Here is a 17,359-nt window from a genome sequence, read left to right on the forward strand (position 1 = left end):
ACATGATCAATGTTTGGAAACTGGATGAAAACCTCCATCCTGATGGCCGGTATCGTCGCCCTGTTCGGCGTCGTCGGTGGTGCCATCGGGGGCCAGCAGGGCATGCTGATCGCGCTGCTGCTGGGCGGCGGCATGAATCTGTGGGCCTACTGGTTCTCGGACAAGGCGGTGCTCAAGATGTATAACGCCCGTCAGGTCGATGAGAGCAGCTCGCCCTATCTTTACAACATGGTGCGCGATCTGTCGCAGCGTGCCGGCCTGCCGATGCCCAAGGTCTACATCATCGACGAAGACCAGCCCAATGCCTTTGCCACCGGCCGCAATCCAGAGCACGCTGCGGTGGCGGCCACGTCGGGCATCATGCGCATGCTCTCCGAGCGCGAGCTGCGCGGCGTGATGGCGCACGAACTGGCGCACGTGAAGAACCGCGACATCCTGATCTCGACCATCTCTGCCACCGTCGCCGGTGCCATCTCCTCGCTCGCCCAGTTCGGCATGTTCTTCGGCGGATCGCGTGATGGTGAGAACCGTCCGAACCCGATCGTCTCCATCATCGTCATGTTGCTGGCGCCGATTGCGGGCATGCTCATCCAGATGGCGATCAGCCGCACCCGCGAGTTCGGTGCCGACCGCGGTGGTGCCGAAATTTCGGGCGATCCCGAAGCCCTCGCCAGCGCGCTGACCAAGATCGACGCCTTCGCCCGCGGCATTCCGATGCACGCTGCCGAAGCGCATCCGGAGACTGCACAGATGATGATCATGAATCCGCTGTCCGGCGGCGGTCTGCGCGGCCTCTTCTCAACCCATCCGGCGACCGAGGAACGCGTCGCCAAGTTGCGCGCGATGCGCTGAGCATCTTCCTGGCTGCCCGTGTGGCGGCGTGATACCGGTCGGGGCAGGTGATCCATTTTCGGATCCCTGCCCCGACTGCTTTGCAATCTCCTAGAATCACGGCTTCGGGCAGGTTTTTGGCCTTTCCGAAGCGGCGGTCTGAGTACTGCCATCCAAGCGCCTGCCCGCGAGGGCCGGCATAAACGCGTGCCGGCGGCTTCCCGCACCGGTGCTGTAACCGACAAATCGGGAGCAACAACATGTCATCCATTGAATACGCCTCCAGCAGGCGTGTTTGCGCTCGCGCTGCGCCTGGCGCGAGCCCTCCGAATCCTGCACACATCGGCGGCAGTGTGCCGGCCCACTCCGAACCGGATCGCGACCGGTGAAGACTGGCCGCACAGTCGGCCGCGCCCTGCTCGCCAGCCTTGCCGTTGCCCTGTCGCTGCCGTTCGGCGCACAGGCGAACGGGCTTGAGACCATCGATCAGCTGCCACCCTTTCCGCCCGCCCTGCTCAAGGCGCTCGATGGTGTGCGCGGCAAGGCGGTGATGGTCAATTTCTGGGCGAGCTGGTGCGGGCCGTGTCGTGACGAGATGCCGGCCCTGGTCGAGCTCGACGAGGCCGAGCCCGGCATGGTGCTGATCACCGTTGCCGTGGCCGACCGTGCAGCCGATACCCGTCGCTTTCTCGATGATCACCTGCTCGACACGCTCGTCGTGATCGCCGATCACGATCAGGCGATCTCCCGCCAGTGGGGTGTGCGCACCATCCCCACCACCTATGTGCTCGACACGTCGCACCAGCCCCGGCTGCGCGTGCGCGGCGAAGCCGACTGGCGCGATGCCGCCATGCGCAGCCGCGTCCTCAAGGCTGCCGGCATCGACAAAAGAATGAACCCCAATTGAAAGGAAGCACACTGATGAACCGTCGCAATTTTCTCAAGACCACCACGCTTGCCGCTACCCTGGCCATGCCCGCCCTGACCGCGAAGGCCGCTGTTGGCGCGACCCCGGCTGCACCGTTTGCGCCCAGTCCCGAGACCGGCTGGCGCACCTTCGAGCTGACCAGCCACATCGAACCGCAGCTGACGGATGGCGTGCTGCGCGCATGGGTGCCGCTGCCTTCGGTTGATGCTGCAGAGTGGTTCCGGCCGATGGGCAACCTGTGGCAGGGCAACGCCAGTGTGATGCGGGTCGAGACCGACCCCGTCTACGGCGCTTCCATGCTCTACGCCGAGTGGGCGCCGGATACGGCCAAGCCCCAGCTGGAAGTCGTCAGCCGCTTCGCCACCCGCGATCGCGCCATCGACTTCAGCCGCCCGGCGGCCAGTCCGGTTGAACTCTCGGCCGCCGAGTTCGACCTCTACACCCGTGCCACCGAGCTGCTGCCCACCGACGGCATCGTGCGCGACACCGCGCTCGAGATCACCCGCGGCGCGAACACCGACGAGGAGAAGGCGCGCGCGATCTACGAGTGGGTGGTGGACAACACTTTCCGCAATCCCAAGACCCGTGGCTGCGGTGTCGGCGACATTCGCACCATGCTCGAAACCCGTGACCTGTCGGGAAAGTGCGCCGATCTCAACACCCTGTATGTCGGTCTGGCCCGTGCCGTCGGACTGCCGTCGCGAGATGTCTACGGCGTGCGCGTGGCCGACTCGCGTTTCGGCTACAAGAGCCTGGGCAAGAGTGGCGATGTGTCGAAGGCGCAGCACTGCCGCGCCGAAGTGTTTCTGTCGCGCTTTGGCTGGGTGCCGGTCGATCCCGCCGACGTGCGCAAGGTCGTGCTCGAAGAGCCGCCGGGCAAGCTCGCGCTCGACGACGCCAAGGTGGTGGCGGCGCGCAAACAGTTGTTTGGTGCCTGGGAGACCAACTGGCTGGCCTATAACTACGGCCATGACCTCAAGCTCCCCGGCAGCACCGGACCGGTTGTGCCGTTCCTGATGTATCCACAGGGCGAGAACGCGGCGGGTCGCTTCGACAGCCTCGATCCTGCCGCTTTCCGCTACACCCTGACTTCGCGCGAACTTATCGCGGCCTGACCGGATCATCCCGCAAAGCAGGACGCCGCCGATGTTCCTCGACATCGGCGGCGTTTTTTTCTATGTTCTCTTACGATTGTTCAAGTAGTCAGGAGTCGCGTCATGCTTTCAAACACCCGTAATGCGCTTGGTCTTGCACTGTTGCTGGCGCTGGGTGGCGCTGCGCCGCTGTCGGCCTTTGCCCAGGCCCCGACTGCTGAAACCCAGCGCCTGTCCGAGCAATGGGACGAAAAGCGTGCAACGACCCTGCTCGATCGTGCGGTCGCCCACATCGAGGCCAAGGGCAAGGACGGTGTGACGGATTTCAGCCGCCAGGGCAGTTTTGTCGATGGCGATCTGTATGTTTACGCGCTCGCCGACGACGGACGCTTTCTCGCCAGCGGCGGATCGTCCGCTGCCCTGATCGGCAGCAAGGTCACGGAGCAGACCGATGCGGGCGGCAAGGCCTTCTTTCGCGAGATTCTCGATCTGGCGGCGGCCAAGGGCAACGGCCGGGTGGAGTACCGCTGGCTGAATCCGGTACAGAACCGCGAAGAGCCCAAGGTGACGCTGTTCCGCAAGGTCGGCGATGTCATCGTGGCCGTCGGCTTCTATTCGCCACGGGCCAGCGCTGCACAGGCGCGCGATTTGCTCGACCGTGCGGTGGAAGCCCTGGCGGCGGATGCTCCGGTTGCGCTGGCCGATTTTCAGCGCATCGGCGGCAAGTTCACGCAGGACGATCTGTATGTGCTGGTGGTGAATATGGAAGACGGACGCTTCCTCGCCCATGGCGCCAGTCCGGCGCTGATCGGGCGCAACGGCCACGACCTGCGCGATCCCAAGGGCAAGGCGGTCATTACCGACATGATCAATATTGCGCGCAGGAAAGGCGCTGGCGAACTCGATTATGTCTGGCGCAACCCCACCACCGCCAAGGTCGAGAGCAAGCACACCTATTTTCGCGCAGTCGACGGCAAGCTCGTTGGTGTAGGCTATTACACCCGCTGACCGGTGCCACCCACAGAGCCCGGCAGCCCCACCCCTGAAGAGGACATCAACATGAGCACAGTAACCCTCGGCGGTAACGCCATCGAAATCGCCGGCAGCTTCCCGCAGGTCGGCGCTACGGCGCCCGCATTCAGCCTGACCGCTGCCGATTTGCAGGATGTCGGCCTCGATGCCTTTGCCGGCAAGCGCAAGGTGCTGAACATCGTCCCCAGCCTGGATACCCCGACCTGCGCCACCTCCACGCGCAAGTTCAACGCCGAAGCCGGCAGCCTCGACAACACCGTGGTGCTGGTGGTGTCGGCCGACCTGCCCTTTGCCGCCAAGCGCTTCTGCGTGGCCGAAGGCCTGGACAACGTGCAGACGCTGTCGACCTTCCGCAGCGCAGGTTTCGCGACCGACTACGGCGTCGCCATCACCTCCGGCCCGCTCGCCGGCGTGACCGCGCGCGCAGTCGTGGTGCTCGACGCCGACAACAAGGTGATCCATTCCGAACTCGTGTCCGAGATCAAGAACGAGCCCGATTACGCTGCTGCACTGGCCGTGCTGAAGTAAGTCTGCGTCATTCGTGTCGTCCGCCCGCGCGGCGGCGAAGCCGAAAAGGGGTGCCATCCGCAGGGAGGCACCCCTTTTCGCATTCCGCTGCCCCCTTTTTGATGCATTCAGCCCGTCCTTCTCGGATTTCGGCGTTTTTTTGGGGGCTTCCATGGAACCAGTTGTGCGAAGTCATGGGGCCAGATTCTTCCGCCCGGGCGATGAAGTGGGCGGATCAGTGGCGAAAGGCACCGGATTTCATGCTGTTGCAGTGCAATATAATCGTGCATCAGCTGGCTGGCACGCACCGCCACAGTGCCTGCAAGTCCTTGATTGACATGGAAGTGGCAGCATTTTGGGGATTCACCGGGGTGGTACGGGATCTGCTTAGGACTTGTCTGGCTCCATCGATGGGGCCAGATAACCACGGTCCTTGGACCACTACCGGAGCGGGTGCCATGAAACCAAACCAGGAAAAGGATTGCTGCCTGATGTGGCGTCAGCTGCTGCCCGACTTCGAGCGTGATGGCGCAACGCTGCAAAGCCAGCTGCGCAGTGCCATCGTGGCCGCGATTCTCGACGCCCGCATCGCCAGCGGCTCGCGCCTGCCCTCCAGCCGCAATCTTGCAGTGATGCTGAAGGTTGCCCGCAACACGGTGGTCCTCACGCTTGAGCAACTGGTATGTGACGGCTATCTCGAGGCGCGCCCGCGCAGCGGCTATTACGTCAGGCAGGGTTCGCCTGCCCAACCCGAGCCGGTCCAGTCCGAACACGCAGCCCGTTCTACCCGGGTGGCCTGGGGCAAACGCCTGGCGGCCACGCCGCAGCGGGACAAATGGCTGGAGAAGCCGGCCGACTGGCAGCGTTACCCCTATCCCTTCGTCTATGGGCAGTTTGACCCGAAGATGTTTCCGGTGGCCGAATGGCGCGAGTGCAGCCGGCTGGCGCTGAGCGTGGGCGAGATTCACAACTGGGCGTCCGATGCCATCGAGCACGACGACGACGCTCTGGTGGATCAGCTCATCCGGCGGGTGCTGCCGCGCCGTGGCATCGCTGCGCACCCGTCCGAGATCCTGATCACCCTTGGCACCCAGCACGCCCTGTACATGCTGGCCGAACTGCTGATCAAGCCCGGTACCGGGGTCGCCATCGAGGAGCCGGGCTACATGGATGCCCGCAACATCTGCGCGCGGCGTCAGGCACGCATCGTTCCGGTGCCGATGGACGCCGACGGTGCGCTGGCGTCCGGTCATCTGAAGGATGTGAGCTACCTGTACTGCACGCCCAGCCATCACTGTCCCTCGGGCGCCACGCTGTCCACCGAGCGGCGCATCGCATTGCTGCAGGAAGCGGCCAGAAACGACGTGGTGATCATCGAGGACGACTACGATGCTGAGATCCAGTACAACGGACAGCCCTCACCCGCTCTCAAGGCCATCGATCGCCACGATCAGGTGGTGTATATCGGCAGCGTGTCCAAGGTGATCTCACCCGGGCTGCGTGTCGGCTACATGGTGGGCAATCCGGAGCTCATCTCCGCCGCCCGCAAACTGCGCCGCCTGATGATCCGCCATCCGCCATCCAACAATCAGCGCGCACTCGCGCTCTTCATTGCTCAGGGACACTACGACTCGCTGCTGCGCCGGACCACGTCGATCCTGTCGGAGCGGGCAGAGCTGCTGTCCGATGCACTCACCCGCCACCTGCCCGATTTCGAGTTCCGTCGTCCCAGCGGCGGTGCCTCGATCTGGGCAAAGGTCCCGGACGGCATCGATCCCCTTCGCCTGCGTCGCGAGGCGATGGACGCCGGCGTGCTGATCGAGTCCGGCGAGCCCTTCTTCTCGGGTTCAGCCCACGAGCACTTCATCCGGCTGGGCTATGCGTCGATCGCACCGGAGAAGATCGAGGCGGGCATCATCGCGCTCGCGCAGGTGGTGAAAAAATGCCGGCCGGCGCGATCGAATCATTCGATTCGTCTGCTTCGGCCCTCGGAATACCGGGCGGTGGCAATGGCAATGGCCAGTTGAGTCAGGCCGCAGAACCTTTGTGCCGGAGGCGCGGTCCGACTGCCACATTCCATCGTTCATGGCCATCATGTCGACGACCCGCGTACACCCCCTGTTTTGCTGGCGCAGTCCGGCCTGGCGTCACCTTGCTGCTGCACTCGTGCTGTCCCTGTCTGCCGGCGCAGTGCCTGCCCAGGTCGCGGGCCCGCAGTGGCAGGGTGCGGCCTTCGAAGGCGACCGCGCGGCGCTGACCCGGCTCGCCGAGGCCGGCGCCAGGGTGATTCGTGTCTATCGTGAGTCCGACGCCTGGGTGCTCGATGAGGCGCAGGCACGCGGTCTCAAGGTGGTAATGGGCCTGTGGGTCGGGCATCCGCGCCACGGTTTCCGTCTCGACGATGGCGCTGCACTGCGGGCGCAGGAGGAGGACATCCGGCGCTTTGTCATGCGTTACCGCAGCCACCCGGCGATCATTGCCTGGGGCGTGGGGAACGAGGTCGAAACCGGTGAGGCCGACCCCATGCCCGCCTGGCGCGAGGTCGATCGTCTCGCCGGGGTGGTGAAGAAACTCGATCCCGCCCGGCCGACGATGATGGTGGTGGCCGACACCAGCCTCGATCGCCTCAAGCTGCTGGCCGACTGTTGTGCCAATGTCGATCTGCTAGGCATCAATCTCTATGCCGGCGCGGTGTTCGATCTGCCACAACGCCTGCGCAGCGCAGGCATCACCAAGCCGGTTGTCGTCGCCGAACTCGGTGCGCTGGGTCAGTGGCAGGCGGGGCGCAAACCCTGGGGCGCGCCGGTGGAGCTCACCAGCCGCCAGAAGGCGGACTTCTATCGCAAGGCGCTGGCCGCCCTGCATGCCGAACCACAGGTGCGCGGGGTGTTTCCTTTCCTGTGGGGCGCCAAGCAGGAGCAGACCGCTACCTGGCACGGCCTGCTGCTGGCTGACGGCAGCCTCACCGAAATGACCGATGCGCTGGCCGAGGCGTGGGGCCGCCCGCCCCTGCACCGCGCGCCGACGATTCTCGGCGTGGGCATCTCGGCCGACGTGTTCGCGCCGGGCGCGAGGGTGTCGGCCGGGGTCGACGCTCGCAGTGCCGACGATGTGCGTCTGAGCACGGAGTGGGTCGTGCGAGCCGAAGCCACCGACCTGCGTCTGGGGGGCGACAAGGAAGCCGCCCCCGCCCGCATCGATGTTCCGCTGCTGGGCTCGGACAACGGTCAGGTGAGCTTTCTTGCGCCGAAACAGCCCGGCGCCTATCGCCTGTTCATCACGGTCAGGGGCGCAGGCGGCAAGGCCGCGACCGCCAACTTGCCGTTCCTGGTGCGCGCGGCCCCCTGACGCGTTGCCTTCCGTGCCTGTCGGGCGTCATCGCGGGTCGCAATACGCTTGCGACCTACTGGAACGCCACCTCGGTGAAGCTTCTCAGCTTGCGACTGTGCAATTTGTCCACGCCCTGTTCGCGCAGGCGCTCGATGGCGCGGATGCCGATTCTCAGGTGCTGATCGACGCGCTCGCGGTAGAACTGATTGGCCATGCCGGGGAGCTTGATCTCGCCATGCAGGGGCTTGTCGCTGACGCATAGCAGGGTGCCGTAGGGCACGCGGAAGCGGAAGCCGTTGGCGGCGATGGTGGCGGACTCCATGTCGAGCGCGACTGCGCGGCTCTGGCTGAAGCGGCGCTCCGGGCTGCTGTTGCCGCCGTGCGAGGGCAGCAGCTCCCAGTTGCGGTTGTCGGTGCTGGCCACGGTGCCGGTGCGCATCAGGCGCTTGAGCTCATAGCCGCTGAGCCGGGTCACGTCGGCCACTGCGGCCTGCAGCGCGAGCTGCACCTCGGCCAGCGGCGGGATCGGCACCCACAGCGGCAGTTCCTCGTCCAGCACATGGTCTTCGCGTACATAGCCGTGAGCCAGCACGTAGTCGCCGAGTTCCTGTGTGTTGCGCAGCCCGGCGCAGTGGCCGAGCATGATCCAGGCGTGGGGGCGCAATACCGCGATGTGATCGGTAATGGTCTTGGCGTTGGCCGGGCCGACCCCGATGTTCACCATGGTGATGCCGCCGCGCCCCTTGCGCTTGAGATGGTAGGCCGGCATCTGCGGCAGCCGCGGCGGTGCCTTGCCCGCCTCATCGCCGGGATGCGCGGTCTCGCCCGCGCGGCGGGTGATGACGTTGCCAGGCTCGACGAAGGCCTTGTAGCCGTGATCCGCAGTGTTTTCCTGCATCAGGGTATGGCCCAGCTTGATGAACTCGTCGATGTAGAACTGGTAGTTGGTAAACAGCACGAAGTTCTGGAAATGCTCGGGCGCGGTGCCGGTGTAGTGGCTCAGCCGTTGCAGGGAGTAGTCCACCCGCGGGGCGGTGAACAGCGCGAGCGGATGGGGTTCGCCTGCCGGCGGCTCGTAGGTGCCGTTGGCGATGCCGTCGTCCATCGCGTTGAGATCGGGCAGATCGAAGATGTCGCGCAGGCGCTGGCGCTGTGCGGGATCGAGCTGACCTTCGATGTGGTCCTGACCGGTCATCGCAAAGTGCAGTGGGATCGGTTGCGTACTGCTGCCGATCTCCAGCGAAACACCGTGATTTTCCAGCAAGAGCCGGAACTGCTCGGGGTAGTAGTCGGCAAACAGTCCGGGCCGCGTGAGTGTCGTCTCATAGATTCCGGGCCCGGCCACGAAACCGTAGGACAGGCGCGAATCGGCACGTGCGACGGTATCGGTGCGCACGCGCACGAAGGGATAGCAGGCGCGCACGTGGCGACCGACGCCGTCGCCGGCCACGAAGCGTTGCAGCGCATTGCGCAGGTGGGAAACACCGCTGTCGTAGATCTCGCTTACACGGGCCATCGCGGCGACCGGGTCGTCGAAGCGCGAAGGGGCAAAGTAGGGCGCGTCACCATGGACTTCGGGAGCCATGACAGCCTCCTGTTGGTTTATCAGTTCGATTCAGGCCGAGCGTAGCGCAGTTCCGTGTGGATAGGATGAAGCCCGGGGAATCCGGCACGGGGTCCGGGGTTTCGCCCTGGCGCCGTGTTAAGCGACAAGGTCTTGATCCTGCACATATCCTTCGTGCTGCATGGGGGCTATGCTTTTCGGTGTACATCGCGTCGATCGCAAAGAGTTCGTCATGCCGCGTCGCTTTTTCCTGATCCTGGTCGTGCTTGCTGGGTATGCCCTGCCCGCGTATCCGGGGCCGTGGCGAGCCCTTGAGAACAATGTGCAGGGCTGGGCGTTGATGACGCCCGACGAGCGCATCGAGCATCAGCGCCGTCTGCGCGGCTTCGATACCTACGAGGCCTGCACCGCGTACGTTGCCGCGCACCATGCCGAAATGCAGGCCAGGGCAGATCGCGCCGGCCTCGTTCTGAGCCCGCGTCGGCAGTCCGTGTGTGATCAGTTGCGTTCCGAGGGCAGGCTGAAATGAACACGCGGTCCCGCTTCCCGCTCAATGAAATGATCGCGCCCGTCTTGCTGCTGATGCTTGCACTGAGTGGCGCCGGATGGGCGCTGCCACAGGGTTTGCCGCCCTGGCGCAGCGTCGCCATCGTATCGGCCTGGCTTGGCACCGGCCTGCTGGTGGGCAGTCTTCTGCTGATGGTCAGGGGGCCGCGGCTGGCTGCACTCCTCGGCGGGCTCGATGTCCAGTATCGCTGGCATCATCGCAGCGGGACGCTTGCCTATGTGCTGTTGCTGCTGCACCCGCTGGCCATCGCGCTCGATGCCTGGACTCAGTCGCCGCAGCGCGCATGGCAGGCGCTGGCGCCCTGGTTCCAGAGCTGGCCGCTGTGGCTGGGCTGGGCCGGACTGCTGTGTCTGATGCTCGGTCTCGCCACGACCTTCAGCCTCAACCTGCCCTACCGGCGCTGGCGCGCGCTGCATTATCTGCCCGGTATCGGCGTGCTGTGCGGGCTGCTCCATGTGTGGGCCCTGCTGGGCGAGCCGGGTGCGCTGTGGGTGTTCATGGCACTGGCAGTGCTCGCCCTGTGCTGGCGCCTGTTCGGGGTGGATCTCGGCATCGCTGCGCATGCCTACCGGGTGCGCAGCGTGGTGAAACCTGCGGCGCGGATGATCGAAGCGGTGCTCGACCCATGCGGCGCCCGCCTGCGAGTGGTGCCGGGCCAGTTCGTGTTTGCCGCCTTCGGCAATGGTCCGCACTTTCATGGCTGCGGCGAGTTTCACCCGTTTACGGTGAGCGGCATCGGCGCCGATGGCAGCCTCGCGGTGGGTATCAAGGCGCTGGGGCCGTGCTCGACCCATGTGCAGGCGCTCGAATCCGGCGTGCTGGTGCGGCTGGAAGGCCCCTTCGGCAACTTTCTGGCCGGGCGCCATTCCAGTGCCCAGTTGTGGATTGCCGGCGGCATCGGCATCACCCCGTTTCTGGCTGTGCTGCGGCGCGAACGCCTCGCGCATCCGACCACACTGATCTACCTTTACCGCAGCGACGCCGATGCGGCCTACCTTGAGGAGCTGAAGGTCCTTGCGGCGGCCGACTCCGCGCTTACACTGATCACCATGCGTGCCGATGGTGCGCCCGATTTCGACGCCTTGCTCGGCAACATCGAGGACGTGTCCGGGCGTGTCGTCCACCTGTGCGGTCCGGCGCCGCTGATCGATGCCGCGCGTGCGTCGCTCGACCGTCACGGTGTGCCGGGCGCATCCATTCACTTTGAAAGGTTTGACTTCCGATAATGCGCAAGCTCTTTGTTTCTTCCACGCTGGTGTTCTGGCTTGCGGTGGGCGGGTTCTGGATCGCAAGCCTGATGACGACGGCGCCCGACGCCGGGGCTGAAGTGAAGCCGGCGGCAGCCGTGCGCGTGGTGACCGCGGCCGAGGTGGCGCGGCACAACAGTGCGGCGGACTGCTGGATGATTCTCGGCACCGATGTCTTCGATTTCAGTACCTATCTGCCCCAGCACCCGTCCGATCCGGATGTGATTACGCCGTGGTGCGGCAAGGATGCGTCCGAGGCCTACCTCACCAAGACCAAGGGGCGCCCGCACTCGCCCTACGCCGACTCCCTGTTGCCGAAATACCATATCGGTGTGCTGAAGTAAGGCTTGGATGGGCCGGCCGACGCTGCCGGTGCACACGTGCGCGCTTGTCTCTAGAATGGGGCCTCGCAGCGGTTGCGCATGGACATTCGCCAAGGGATCTCGGGAAATCGGATATGGAACTCAAATGGCTCGAGGACTTCCTGAGTCTCGTCGCCAGCGGCAGCTTTTCGCGCTCGGCCGAGCAGCGCCACGTCACCCAGCCGGCGTTCTCGCGCCGCATCCGGGCGCTTGAAGCCTGGCTCGGCGTCGCCCTGATCGACCGCAGCACATATCCCACCCGGCTCACACCTGCGGGCGAGGCCTTCAAGGGGCCGGCCGCCGACCTGGTCAAGCGTCTGCATGCGGCGCGCGCCCAGGTGCGCGGTTACCAGGCAGTTGCGAGCGATGCGCTGGTGTTTGCCGTTCCGCATACGCTGGCGTTTGCCTTCTTTCCCGGCTGGCTCGGCCAGCTCAAGGCCGGTTTCGGCGAACTGCCGACACGCCTGATGGCGGGCAATGTCCATGACGTAGTGATGACGCTGGTCGAGGGCGGCTGCGACCTGCTGCTGTGCTATCACCACGCATCGCACCCGGTGTGGCTCGATCCGGCACGCTTCGAAGGCCTGACCCTGGGAGTCGAGCGCGTACGTCCCTTCATCCCCCGCACGGCGGCGCAGGACCGCCACTGGCAGCTGCCCGGCACCCCGGATGCGCCGGTTCCGTTCCTGCGCTACGGGCCCAACACCTACCTGCGGCGCATGGTCGACACCATCCTCGACCGTGCCACGACCCCGGTCCATCTGGCGCTGCACTACGAATCCGACATGGCCGAGAGTCTCAAGGCCATGCTGCTGGCTGGCCACGGTCTGGCTTTCTTGCCCGAGAGTGCGGTCAGTGGCGAGCTCAAGCGCGGCGATCTGGTGGGTGCGGGCGGGCCGGAGTGGAGTCTCGACATGGAGGTGCGCCTGTACCGTGATCGCGCCAACGTCCGTCCCGAACTCGAGCAGTTGTGGGAGCACCTGTTGAGCACGGCTGCGGCATCTCCTGCTGCCTGAGCTTGGTCCCGGATTGCGGTGCATGCCCGTATGGCATGGTTATGCGCAGAACGCATGATGACATGAAGCAACAGCATCCTCTCGCCATCTGGGCTTGCGCAGAATGCGTGCTCCACTCCCCACACGGAAGAAGCACATGTCTGCATTGCCCGGTTCCGATTACGCCAAGGCCCGCATCGCCGGGCTGTCCTACCTCAATCCGGCTGCGCCCGAACCGTGGGCGAGTTTCGTCGAACAGATCGAGCGCGTGCGACCCTATCTGGGTGAGCTGGAGCGCTGGATCGAGACCCTCAAGCACCCCAAGCGCACGCTGATCGTCGATGTGCCGATCGAGCGCGACGACGGCACGATTGCGCACTACGAGGGTTACCGGGTGCAGCACAACCTGTCGCGTGGTCCGGGCAAGGGTGGCATCCGTTTCCACCCCGATGTGACGCTCAACGAAGTGATGGCGCTGTCGGGCTGGATGACGGTCAAGAACGCGGCGGTCGGCCTGCCCTTCGGTGGCGCAAAAGGCGGTATCCGCCTCGATCCGAAGAGCGTGAGCAAGGGCGAGCTGCAGCGCATCACGCGCCGCTTCACCTCGGAGATCGGCATCATCATCGGCCCCGACCGCGACATCCCGGCGCCGGATGTCGGCACCAACGAGATGACCATGGCGATCATGATGGACACCTTCTCGATGAATCGCGGCGGCACTGCGACCGGCGTCGTCACCGGCAAGCCGATCGCGCTCGGCGGCAGCCTCGGGCGCCGTGAGGCCACCGGTCGCGGCGTGTTCATCACCGCCCGCGAAGCCGCACGTCACCTCAACGTGCCGCTCGAAGGCGCGCGCGTCGTGGTGCAGGGTTTCGGCAACGTCGGCGGCATTGGCGCCCGTCTGTTCCATGAGTCCGGTGCGCGCGTGATCGCAATTGCCGACCACGCCGCCACGCTGGTGAATGAGGCAGGCATCGACATTCCGGCCGCGCTCGCCCACGTTGCCGCCAAGGGCAGTCTTGCAGGCTTTGCCGGTGCGTCGGCGATCGATATCGAGGACTTCTGGCGTCTCGAATGCGAGTTCCTCGTGCCTGCAGCGCTCGAAGGCCAGATCACGCCGCAGCGCGCCGAAGGCATCCGCACCCGCATCGTGGTCGAAGGCGCAAACGGCCCGACCACGCCGGCAGCGGACGACATCCTGCGCAATCGCGGCATTCTGGTGGTGCCGGACGTGCTGGCCAACGCCGGCGGTGTGACCGTGTCCTACTTCGAGTGGGTGCAGGACTTCTCCAGCTTCTTCTGGACCGAGGACGAGATCAACGATCGCCTCGAGCGCATCATGGTCGGCGCCTTCAACGCGATCTGGCAGATCGCCGACGAGAAGCAGGTGTCGCTGCGTACCGCCGCCTTCATCATTGCCTGCCACCGGGTGCTCGAAGCCCGCGCCGAGCGGGGTCTCTACCCCTGACCGGGGGTTCAGGGCCGGTTTCTCAGGACGTGCCGCCGGAACGGGGAAAGAGTGTCCGGCGGCACGCCATTTTTAACCGACCCGCGTCAGCCATTCGGCGTGACGCCTGTCTTCTCCGCGCACGGCAGCAAAGAAGCGCTGCTGCAGTTCGCGGGTCACCATGCCCGGCTGACCGCTGCCCACGCGGCGGCGGTCAACCTCGACCACGGGTGTGATCTCGGCCGCGGTGCCGGTGAAGAACACTTCATCCGCCACATAGAGTTCGTCGCGGGTGATGCGGCGGGCGCGGATCTCGTAGCCGGCTTCCTGTGCCAGCGCATGGATCGTGCGCCGGGTGATGCCGTCCAGCGCCGAGGTGATCTCGGGTTCCCAGATCACGCCGCGCTTCACCACGAACACGTTCTCGCCCGGCCCTTCGGCGACGAAGCCGTCGGTATCGAGCAGCAGGGCTTCATCGTAGCCCTCGGTCCGCGCCTCGCGGCAGGCGAGGATGGAGTTGGTATAGGTCGACACCGATTTCGCGCGGCACATCTGCACGTTCACATGATGGCGCGCAAAGCTCGCCACCTTCACCCGGATGCCCTGCTCCATGCCCTTGTCGCCGAGGTAGGCCTTCATCAACCAGGCGGCGACCATGACATGAACCGCCGCGCCGGCGGGGTCGATCCCCGCCTTCTCGGCGCCGAGGAAAACCAGCGGGCGGATATAGCCGCTGGCCAGGCCGTTGCGGCTGATCGCTTCGCAGCAGGCGTTGCGCAAGGCGTCGCGGTCGAAAGGCATCTCCAGCCCGAGAATGTGGGCGGAGTCGTAGAGGCGTTCGACATGATCGTCGAGCCGAAACACGGCCGGGCCGTCGGCAGTGGCATAGGCGCGGATGCCTTCGAAACAGCCCAGCCCGTAGTGCAGGGTGTGAGTCATCGCGTGCACCTTCGCATCGCGCCAGGGCAGCCAGTGCCCGTCCATCCAGATCCAGCCGTCGCGGTCTTCCATGCTCATGATGTGTTCCTTGTGCGATCGAAAAGGGGAAACGCACGCCGCATGTGCGGGGGCGTTGTCGCGCACCGGTGATGACGGTGCGTTCGATCCACGTGGAGAAACGACGATGGGTTTCAGCGGCCTGGCACGGATGTGTGCGCGGTCGTGTGGTGATCGAGTGAGGCGGGTGTGAGCAGAGTGCCGCTCGCAGTAAGCGGCCTCAAACGAAAACGCGGCCAGTTCGGGTGAACAGGATTCATGTGAACGGCAGGGGGCTCAGCCCTGTACTTCGCTGCGTGCGCGGCCCTGCAGCCAGCGCACGAAATGCCGCACCCAGCGCTGCTCGTAGGCTTCCGGGCGCAGCACCGCATAGAAGCCCTTGCCTTCGGCATGGTGTGCGAAAGGCCTGACCAGGCTGCCCTCGGTCAGATAGCTGCGCGCAAGCAAGCCGACGGTGAGCGCCACGCCGACGCCTGCTGCAGCGGCTTCGAGCATCATCATTGCATCCTCGAACACCATGCCCTCGACCGGTTCTTCGCGGTCGATGCCGGCTGCGGCGAACCATGGTTTCCACTCGAGCAGCGGGTGGCGCAGCAAGGGCAGCGTGGCGAGCTGTGCGGGATCGGCCGGTGTGCCGAGTCGTGCTGCGAGCGCCGGGCTGCACACCGGAAACACCGTTTCGCGGCGCAGTTCGTAGGCCTCCAGCCCCGGCCAGGGTGGTTCGCCGTAACACACGCCGAGGTCGCTCTTGCCGGCCGCCACCGGTGCCAGGGTGGACGCGGTGGACAGTACGAAGCTGACTTCCGGATGTTCGCTACGGTAGTCGGCGAGCTGGCCGACGAACCATTTCGCACCCAGCGCAGGCGCAACCGACAGCCGCAGCTCATGCTTTCTGGCGCCACGCATGCGGGCGCTGGCGGATTCGATGCGGCCGAGCGCGCTCTGCACTTCTGCCAGATAGTCCAGCCCTTCGGCGGTCAGGCTGATCTGCCGATGCCAGCGCTCGAACAGTCTGATGCCCAGCCAGGCTTCCAGCGCCTTGATGCGGTGGCTCACAGCGGAAGGTGTCAGGTTCAGCTGGTCCGCCGCTGCCAGAAAACTGCCGCAACGCGCGGCGGCCTCGAAAGCGACAATCGACTGGAGCGGAGGCAGATGCATGGCGGGACTTCAGTGGATATTCCGCACCGATGGTAACGCGCCACGTGACCGGGTGGGCGGGTGCGGTGCACACGCCGAAGCGGTTGTCGCGCTAGCGGCTGCCGCAGGGGTGGCGGTCGGCGCCGCAGGTATCGAAGTTACCCAGTGGACGGTTGAAGGTGTATTCCAGCGGCGCTCCGATCCATTCCCTCGCGGTCTCCTCCACACTGCCGCTGGGCACCGTGAAGGGCAGGGCGATGATGAAGCCAGCCGTGCCGATCACCGTGGCAACGATGCCGAGCGGGCGCACCAGAACCAGATCCACTGCCATGTCGCTGCCCCTGTCGCCTGTTATCGGCTCCCGCTGCTGGGCAGACACCGGCTGGCACAGTGCCAGTGTCAGCGTGATCACGATGAGCGCGGTCTTGCTTCGGGTCAGGTGGCGTCGCATTTCAGGCTCCGCAAAGTCCTCCTGTTCAGTATGGACGGCGTTCAGCCCTTCGGCCACAGGATCATCTGCGAACAGCGGAACAGGGCCAGCTTGCGCCCGCTGGCCTCGTCGGTGACCACGGCGTCCCAGACCTGGGTGCTGCGCCCGAGATGCTGGGCGGTTGCCACGCAGGCGATACTGCCCTCGCGCACGGTGCCAAGGTGGTTGCTCTTAAGCTCGATGGTGGTAAAGGATTCGGCCCCTGCCGGCAGATGGGCAATGGTGCCGTAACCGCAGGTGGTGTCGGCCAGGGCGACGATGCTCGCTGCGTGGAGAAACCTGTTTGGCGCAAAGTGCAGCTGTTTGACTGGCATCCGGCTGGTCAGCACGCCCTCGGCAATGCTCAGGATTTCGATGCCGAGGTAACCGGGCAGATATTCGCTGCCGCGCTGCCTGAGGAGTTCGAGGGTGATGTCGGGACGAAGCTGGCTCATTCGGAGTCTCCTGATGTGTTGTTCATGCAGCATACCGATCGCTCGGACATGCGCAAGGCGGCGTCGCCAGCCCCGGTTTCGGGCTGTGTGCCCGTTGCTTCGAAGGCCCCGCTTAACAGGACGCCATGTCGCAAATACGAGGCAATTCTGCAATAAACGGGATGTAAGGTGGGCCGTGTGGGAGCCCTGCGGTCGCGGTGTCTGGTCTGATGTCATTTATATGACATAAATGTGAATGACAAGTGCCTCCGCGTTTGCATCAGACATTGACTATGACCGGATAACGGCCATAATGACCCAAGCATGTTGCGGCGCACCACAAACTCGCAATAAGACGGGATCGCACCCACGCGCGCGCCAGACCTGCCCCGAAGCATCGAAACACGTACTCTCACAA

17 protein-coding genes are annotated in these 17,359 nt (G+C 65.2%); 12 read left to right on the forward strand and 5 right to left on the reverse strand.

The window, feature by feature from the left end:
* Positions 1–9 precede the first annotated feature (9 nt).
* The 7 genes from htpX (at position 10) to AC22G6_RS05600 (ending at position 7,740) form a co-directional block, all read left to right on the forward strand.
* A complete protein-coding gene (htpX, locus tag AC22G6_RS05570; RefSeq protein WP_487365945.1) occupies positions 10–852 on the forward strand; it encodes a zinc metalloprotease HtpX in 843 nt (280 codons plus the stop codon).
* A 364-nt stretch (positions 853–1,216) separates the two neighbouring features.
* The gene (locus tag AC22G6_RS05575; protein ID WP_487365946.1) at positions 1,217–1,738 is read left to right on the forward strand and encodes a TlpA family protein disulfide reductase; all 522 of its coding nucleotides are present in this window, start codon (positions 1,217–1,219) and stop codon (positions 1,736–1,738) included.
* 14 nt (positions 1,739–1,752) lie between these two features.
* Positions 1,753–2,874, forward strand: a complete 1,122-nt coding sequence (locus AC22G6_RS05580; RefSeq protein WP_487365947.1) for a transglutaminase-like domain-containing protein — start codon at positions 1,753–1,755, stop codon at positions 2,872–2,874.
* 102 nt (positions 2,875–2,976) lie between these two features.
* On the forward strand, positions 2,977–3,861 hold the full coding sequence (locus tag AC22G6_RS05585; RefSeq protein WP_487365948.1) for a cache domain-containing protein: 885 nt from the start codon (positions 2,977–2,979) through the stop codon (positions 3,859–3,861).
* Between the two features lie 51 nt (positions 3,862–3,912).
* Positions 3,913–4,413 carry a thiol peroxidase gene (gene tpx / locus AC22G6_RS05590; protein ID WP_487365949.1) on the forward strand — a complete coding sequence of 167 codons (501 nt, stop codon included), beginning with the start codon at positions 3,913–3,915 and terminating at the stop codon, positions 4,411–4,413.
* 437 nt (positions 4,414–4,850) lie between these two features.
* Positions 4,851–6,419, forward strand: a complete 1,569-nt coding sequence (gene pdxR, locus AC22G6_RS05595) for a MocR-like pyridoxine biosynthesis transcription factor PdxR (protein ID WP_487365950.1) — start codon at positions 4,851–4,853, stop codon at positions 6,417–6,419.
* A gap of 67 nt (positions 6,420–6,486) precedes the next feature.
* Positions 6,487–7,740 (forward strand): glycoside hydrolase family 2 TIM barrel-domain containing protein, encoded by a 1,254-nt coding sequence (locus AC22G6_RS05600; RefSeq protein WP_487365951.1) that lies wholly within the window; start codon positions 6,487–6,489, stop codon positions 7,738–7,740.
* Between the two features lie 55 nt (positions 7,741–7,795).
* Here the strand turns inward: AC22G6_RS05600 and AC22G6_RS05605 are convergent, their stop codons facing one another.
* Positions 7,796–9,307: an AMP nucleosidase gene (locus AC22G6_RS05605; RefSeq protein ID WP_487365952.1), complete on the reverse strand. Its 1,512-nt coding sequence runs from the start codon at positions 9,305–9,307 to the stop codon at positions 7,796–7,798.
* 211 nt (positions 9,308–9,518) lie between these two features.
* Here AC22G6_RS05605 and AC22G6_RS05610 point away from each other — a divergent pair, with 211 nt between their 5' ends.
* The 5 genes from AC22G6_RS05610 (at position 9,519) to AC22G6_RS05630 (ending at position 13,926) form a co-directional block, all read left to right on the forward strand.
* Entirely contained in the window at positions 9,519–9,815 is a 297-nt protein-coding gene (locus AC22G6_RS05610) for a hypothetical protein (RefSeq protein WP_487365953.1), read from the forward strand.
* Positions 9,812–11,080 (forward strand): ferredoxin reductase family protein, encoded by a 1,269-nt coding sequence (locus tag AC22G6_RS05615; RefSeq protein WP_487365954.1) that lies wholly within the window; start codon positions 9,812–9,814, stop codon positions 11,078–11,080. Before AC22G6_RS05610 ends, AC22G6_RS05615 begins: the two co-directional genes overlap by 4 nt.
* Positions 11,080–11,445: a cytochrome b5 domain-containing protein gene (locus AC22G6_RS05620; RefSeq protein ID WP_487365955.1), complete on the forward strand. Its 366-nt coding sequence runs from the start codon at positions 11,080–11,082 to the stop codon at positions 11,443–11,445. Before AC22G6_RS05615 ends, AC22G6_RS05620 begins: the two co-directional genes overlap by 1 nt.
* A gap of 113 nt (positions 11,446–11,558) precedes the next feature.
* Positions 11,559–12,479, forward strand: coding sequence for a LysR family transcriptional regulator (locus tag AC22G6_RS05625; protein ID WP_108950004.1), 921 nt, complete (start codon positions 11,559–11,561; stop codon positions 12,477–12,479).
* A gap of 136 nt (positions 12,480–12,615) precedes the next feature.
* Complete coding sequence (locus tag AC22G6_RS05630; protein WP_487365956.1) at positions 12,616–13,926, forward strand: Glu/Leu/Phe/Val family dehydrogenase; 1,311 nt, start codon at positions 12,616–12,618, stop codon at positions 13,924–13,926.
* 72 nt (positions 13,927–13,998) lie between these two features.
* Here the strand turns inward: AC22G6_RS05630 and AC22G6_RS05635 are convergent, their stop codons facing one another.
* From AC22G6_RS05635 to AC22G6_RS05650, 4 genes are all read right to left on the reverse strand, one after another.
* Positions 13,999–14,922, reverse strand: a complete 924-nt coding sequence (locus AC22G6_RS05635) for a branched-chain amino acid transaminase (RefSeq protein WP_487365957.1) — start codon at positions 14,920–14,922, stop codon at positions 13,999–14,001.
* 255 nt (positions 14,923–15,177) lie between these two features.
* The gene (locus AC22G6_RS05640; RefSeq protein WP_487365958.1) at positions 15,178–16,059 is read right to left on the reverse strand and encodes a LysR substrate-binding domain-containing protein; all 882 of its coding nucleotides are present in this window, start codon (positions 16,057–16,059) and stop codon (positions 15,178–15,180) included.
* Positions 16,060–16,150: 91 nt separating this feature from the next.
* The gene (locus tag AC22G6_RS05645; RefSeq protein WP_487365959.1) at positions 16,151–16,489 is read right to left on the reverse strand and encodes a hypothetical protein; all 339 of its coding nucleotides are present in this window, start codon (positions 16,487–16,489) and stop codon (positions 16,151–16,153) included.
* Between the two features lie 41 nt (positions 16,490–16,530).
* Positions 16,531–16,962, reverse strand: coding sequence for a PaaI family thioesterase (locus AC22G6_RS05650; RefSeq protein ID WP_487365960.1), 432 nt, complete (start codon positions 16,960–16,962; stop codon positions 16,531–16,533).
* Positions 16,963–17,359 lie beyond the last annotated feature (397 nt).

This window comes from Parazoarcus sp. PS-13 R2A (assembly GCF_057621855.1).